This window comes from Nodularia sp. LEGE 04288 (assembly GCF_963896525.1).
GTDB lineage: Bacteria > Cyanobacteriota > Cyanobacteriia > Cyanobacteriales > Nostocaceae > Nodularia.
This window is the reverse complement of record NZ_CAWQOY010000052.1, coordinates 1-5,660: the sequence shown is the minus strand read 5'-3', so window position 1 is coordinate 5,660 and position 5,660 is coordinate 1. Positions and strand designations below refer to the sequence as shown.

Sequence of the window (5,660 nt, the reverse complement as noted above, 5' to 3'; positions counted from 1 at the left end):
GGTTGGGGGTGGGGTTCTTGTATCTCACTCAAGCGAGAAAAGCCATATCAAAATCACCAATAAACATTAAAACGGGAAACTCCCCTTAATAGTTAACAAATTTAACTATGCAAAATAAATCGCTATCGACAAAACCAATTCGTTCCCTAGAAGATGCCCTAGAGCGGTGTCAACTGCTAGGTATGCGCGTCAGCCGCCAGCGTCGCTTTATTTTAGAACTGCTGTGGCAAAGCAATGAACATCTTTCTGCTAGAGAAATTTATGATCGCCTCAGCCAGCAAGGTAAAGACATTGGACATACTTCTGTTTATCAAAACTTAGAAGCCTTATCAACTCAGGGCATCATTGAGTGTATTGAACGCTGTGACGGGCGTTTATACGGCAACATCAGTGATTCCCATAGTCACGTCAACTGTATTGATACTAATCAACTTCTTGATATTCACATAGAATTACCAGAAGAATTGATCCGTCAAGTGGAACAAAAAACAGGCGTGCGGATTACAGAATACAGTATTAACTTTTTTGGTTACCGCAATTCTCCAGAAAAACCATAGTCTTAAACCATTGGAATTAGCGGTCAAATCATCAATTTATCTTCCCAGCCTTCAATTAACCTAATATCGGGATGATGATCATTAATCCCAAATGTTTATCCTACCCATAAATAATTAAAAGTTTGTAGTAAGGACTTTATTCCTCTCTATCTGCTGTCACCTTCTGATTGTGTTCTGCTCACCAATGCCGAAGACAGAAATTTTGCAATTGGCGAAAACAAGTGACAATGGGGTGAACTATGTTTAGCATCAAAACTCTTGGTGACTGTGAAGAAACAGGACTTCTGTATTTTTTGATACTATGAGCAACAGACCCCTAAAATTATTACTAATTGACCAAGACCCGATATTTCGGCTAGGACTACGGGTAGCATTGTCAGCGCTACCTGACATCGAAGTGGTATCAGAAGCAGAAACAGATACAGAGGCCTTGCAGATTCTGGCAGAACTTGCTCAACAAGATCCCAACCAAGTAAACTTGGTAGTTTTAGAATTAGGCAATGGTCGCTCCATTTCCAGCCAGCAGCATGGGTTACAACTCTGTCAACAATTAAAAATCCAATACCCTAAATTACCAGTTTTGCTCCTGAGTTCTGTTCAAGAACCAGGATTACTCTTAGCAATTCAGGCTGTTGGCGTTAATGGCTACTGTCCTAAAGGCACTCCCATTTCTCAATTAGTCGCTGCGATGGCAGAAGTCGCCGATAATGGTTCCTATTGGTTTCCTGAAAGGCGAAGCATAGAAGCAACTTCTAATCACCCCATCACCCCCTCACCGAGTCTTCCCCTGGCTAGAGTGCGGAAAAATTGGTATTTGTCAGGAATTGGCTACATTGAGGCAACTTTAGCCGAAGTTACGGCACAATTACAAACCCCCGGATTGCCATTAATAGATCGAGCTGTTTTCGCTGGACAACGACGAGAACTGTTAGCAGCTCGTTGGTTACTGACTCGCTTATTAGTTTCACCACAGGAAATACAACAAGAACAATCAATTTCAACGACTCAGAAACCGCTAGTAATGTCCTCTTTAAGTAGTGCCATTGTGCTGCCATTAGAGTTAGAAAAGCAACAAACTTCGCCGCCGCTACTTAGTCCGCGATCGCTTCAATCTGATTTATTCTCATTATGTGTCACTAAATTACAACTTTCTTTAGAAAATGTCACAGATGTAGCTTTAGAAATTGACATCTTTCGTGAAGAGAAAAAACGGGAATTACTGTATTTAACCCTGCAAAAACTGGCTCAGAAACTTGATGAACTGCGTGTTCCACAAATTACAACTGCTCAATTAGAAGATATCAAAGACAGCATATTATATGATTTATGGCAAGCAGTAATTACAGATTTCTTTGGTAAATTTTATCGAGTGCAAGTAGGTAACCAGAACATAGAAGTCGTGAATTTATTGCTGCAAAATTATCGAGTTGTGCAAACAGAGATTTTTCAGAAAATTCCCTTAGTTGTAGAGTTATTTTCTTACTTGGTATTTCAGACAGACTTACACATTGATAATACCTGCTATTCAGTCGGTAGCGCTGAGGCTAAATCCCAGGCATTAATAATTTTAGAGAATTTATTAATTCAGGTAGCCAATGGTGTAGTGCAACCACTGCTCAACTCTTTAGCAGATGTGGAAGAAATTAAACAAAATTTTTATGACCGCAGATTAATTTCCACAAGAGAAATAGAACGCTTTCGCAATGAGTTGTCATGGAAATACCGTTTAAACAAATATATCAATGAGCCGAAAGCCATGTTTGAAAGTAGCTATGAACTATTTGTCTTAGCACCGCGCGGAATTGCCAAAACTTCACTTTATGCTCCCCGTGGTCAGGAATTAGCAAAACTTTCGGGTATTCCCCTATTAGTCACATTAACACTAGAATTTCGAGATGCGATCGCTCCGCGTTTAAAATCCTTATTAGCTATTGTCGGTAGCGGTATTGTCTTTCTGCTCACAAAAATAGTTGGTCGGGGTTTAGGTTTAATCGGTCGTGGTATTCTGCAAGGAATTGGCAGCGTATCTTTAACAGAAAAGAACTTTAAGCGCAATGGTGAGCGACCAAAGTAAGCGAAATTCAAAATTCAAGATATCTCCTTTGGAGACGCTGCGCGAACAAAATTCAAAATTTCAGACTGTTGCCAATTTTTATGAATAATAGTGATTTGATTGGGTTAGCAGCTTCCTACACCTACGCTATCGGTTTGCTTGTTCTGGGCGAAGCGCTACGTAGGCTGTTTGGTGTGAAGCCAGATATAACTCGCAAGGTGATTCATATCGGTGCTGGGATGTGGGTTTTTGGGGTCATGTTGCTGTTTCAACACTGGGAAATCGGTATTCTGCCCTTTGCGACATTTATTGGAGTCAATTACTTGCTTTACCGCTACCGAGTCATCGGTGCAATGGACACTCAGGACAGCTCACCCGGTACAATCTATTTTGCTACTTCTGTAACGCTGCTATTTGGATTACTGTGGCGACCAAATACACCAGTAGATAGCTCCTCTATAGCTGTGGCTGGAGTCATGACCATGACTTGGGGAGATGCCCTAGCGGCTTTAATTGGTAGGCGCTTTGGACAGCATAAATACCAAGTAGGAAATTCTGTGCGTTCTTGGGAAGGTTCGGCGGCGATGTTGGTAGTCAGTACGACGGTGATTTTCTTCGTGCTGCTGTTATTACCTGGTTCATCACTGAGTCCCCTAGCAGTCACTATTGGTAAAGAACAAGCCTTTTTGGTGGCTTTAGTCAGTGCTGTTTTTGCCACCTTAGCTGAGGCTGTTTCACCTCACGGCACGGATAATCTTAGTGTGCCATTGGTAGCATCAGGGACTATTTGGGTACTATTGCAGAGTTTGTGAGCAGTTCACAAATTCCAATTGCGGCGGAAATGAAAGAAGCCTTCTAAAAAATCTTGTAAAGCAGAGTTACTATTCAGCTTTTGCTGACCCCACTCTCTGGCTGTGTTTTCGATAATTTCGGAAAAGCTGGGATAGACAGAAGATAAATTTGCTAACTGTTTAACTGGAATTTGTTGCGACATCGCCAAAGCAATTAAATTAATTAACTCCCCGGCTTCCGCCCCCAATATAGAAGCTCCCAAAATTTCCCCATTGCGTAGCACAATTAATTTACATATACCTGTAGTTTCGTCCCGCAGTTGGGCTGCTGTGACTGATTTATAATATTGCCGCAAAACTAAAACTTCTTTTGGTTGAAATTGGCGTTTTGCCTGCGCCTCTGTCAAACCCACTTCCGCCAAGGTGGGATGAGAATTTAGCGCCCAAGGAATGCAACGATAATTAACTGGAAATCTCGGAAAAAACAGGGCATTTTTGACGGCAATTCTCGCTTCATAATGAGCAACATTGGTAAAATCATCACCACCAATTACATCACCACAGGCGTAAATGCGATGGTTTGTAGTTTGTAATTTATCATTCACAACCAAGCGACGCTGCCGCCATTTTACGCCGACATCCGCCAAATTGAGCAACTCAATGTTTGGTTTCTGTCCAGTTGCTACTAAAATCTCATCAGTTTCAATTGCCTTATCTCCAGCCTGAACCCACTTTTTACCCTCAATTAGTTTGACTTGAGTTACTGGTTTCTCGGTGAGGACACGCACACCATCAACTTCTAACTGTGCTTGCAGCAGGTGGGCTATTTCTGGGTCAGCGTAGGGCAGAATAGATGCAGATTTGACTGCCAAAGTTACGCTACAACCCAACCGCGCCAGAGTTTGAGCAACTTCAATGCTTTGGGGAACACCGCCAATAATCACCCAATTTTTAGGTAAGCTTGCTTGCTTGAGCGATCGCCAAATATTAGATAAAGTTAAGTAGTCGGTGGTTTGCAATCCTTCAATTTCTGGATGGCACAGGACAGAACCACTAGCTAGTAAATAAGTACGCCCCCGCAACAAGCGTTCATTCACCGCAAAGGCTAAATGGGGTGAAGATTGAAATTGACCACTGCCAAAAATCACATCCACACCCTGGGCGGCTAAATTGGCGGGAGAGTTCTGCTCTTGGATATTCGAGACAACGCCCTGAGTATACACTTTGGCTTCTGTCCATGCCACAGATACTTGACATTTGTCGGCAGGGTCAGCGTTTATAGTGTGAATCCCCAAACCAGCTACATCATTCATGTTATGGACGATTTTGCCGATTTCGCTCAAAGCCTGGTGTTGACTAAATCCATAATTTACTTGAGACTCCACCAAAGCCACAGTCGCCTTGAGTTGGCTTGCCGCTAGGGCTGCATAACGTCCGGCTAAAGTACCACCAATAATTACTAAGTCATAATCAATTGTCATTAGTCATTAATCATTAGTCATTGGTCATTGACCGAATTAAAATAAGCGTCTTCGTTGAACCTTTGTCAACCGTCATCAGTCATCAACACTGAAGATAAGGCTGTTAATAAGCGTTGGTTATCAGACTCGGAACGGACAGCAACTCGGAAAAAGCGATCGCCTAATTCTTTAAAACTCACGCAATCACGAATTAAAATTTGGTGATGCTGGAGTAATTTTTTTTGTAGCTGCAAAGTCGATTTTTGTGATCTCACCAGTAAGAAGTTAGCAGCGCCTTCTAGAGGCTGTAAACCGGGAATTAAGGCTAAACCTTGAAAGAGTTGGTTGCGTGCCGGTGCTAGCCATTTCCAGGTCAGCTGTTGAAACTCTTGGTCTTGGATTGCTGCAACTGCTGCGGCCGCCGCCAGGGTGTTGACAGGCCAGGGATCTCGCCATGATTGCCATAGAGAAAGACGGTCAGGGTGTGCGATCGCATATCCTAATCTCAGTCCCGGCAGACTGTAAAATTTCGTGAGCGATCGCAATACTACTAAATTTGCATATTCTTGTACCACCCCCATCAGGCTTTGTTCCTCATCAGGAGGCACAAAATCCATAAACGCCTCATCCACCACCACCAAAGCGTATTGCTCCAAATAAGGCAAAATTGCCTCTCGTGAGAATAACCTGCCCGTAGGGTTGTGGGGATTATTCAACAATAATCCACAACTTGCCGATGGAGATAACCCAGATGAGAAAGACGAAGAAGAATTTCTCCCCACTCCCCACTCCCCACTCC

The 5,660-nt window shown here is 42.7% G+C and carries 5 protein-coding genes; 3 read left to right on the top strand and 2 right to left on the bottom strand.

Annotation, left to right across the window (positions count from 1 at the left end; all coding sequences use genetic code 11):
* Window positions 1-107 precede the first annotated feature (107 nt).
* The 3 genes from AACX33_RS04220 to AACX33_RS04210 all read left to right on the top strand — a co-directional run bounded on the left by AACX33_RS04220 (window position 108) and on the right by AACX33_RS04210 (window position 3,422).
* Window positions 108-557 (top strand): Fur family transcriptional regulator, encoded by a 450-nt coding sequence (locus AACX33_RS04220; RefSeq protein ID WP_193998294.1) that lies wholly within the window; start codon window positions 108-110, stop codon window positions 555-557.
* A 301-nt stretch (window positions 558-858) separates the two neighbouring features.
* Window positions 859-2,631 (top strand): DUF3685 domain-containing protein, encoded by a 1,773-nt coding sequence (locus tag AACX33_RS04215; RefSeq protein ID WP_193998293.1) that lies wholly within the window; start codon window positions 859-861, stop codon window positions 2,629-2,631.
* An 80-nt stretch (window positions 2,632-2,711) separates the two neighbouring features.
* Window positions 2,712-3,422, top strand: coding sequence for a diacylglycerol/polyprenol kinase family protein (locus AACX33_RS04210; RefSeq protein ID WP_193998292.1), 711 nt, complete (start codon window positions 2,712-2,714; stop codon window positions 3,420-3,422).
* A 5-nt stretch (window positions 3,423-3,427) separates the two neighbouring features.
* On the opposite strand, the gene AACX33_RS04205 is transcribed toward AACX33_RS04210, so the two are convergent.
* Both AACX33_RS04205 and AACX33_RS04200 read right to left on the bottom strand, forming a co-directional pair.
* Window positions 3,428-4,882, bottom strand: a complete 1,455-nt coding sequence (locus AACX33_RS04205) for a dihydrolipoyl dehydrogenase family protein (protein ID WP_193998291.1) — start codon at window positions 4,880-4,882, stop codon at window positions 3,428-3,430.
* 65 nt (window positions 4,883-4,947) lie between these two features.
* Window positions 4,948-5,660 (bottom strand): aminotransferase class I/II-fold pyridoxal phosphate-dependent enzyme (locus AACX33_RS04200; protein ID WP_227789437.1); only part of this gene is annotated, 713 nt, incomplete at its 5' end.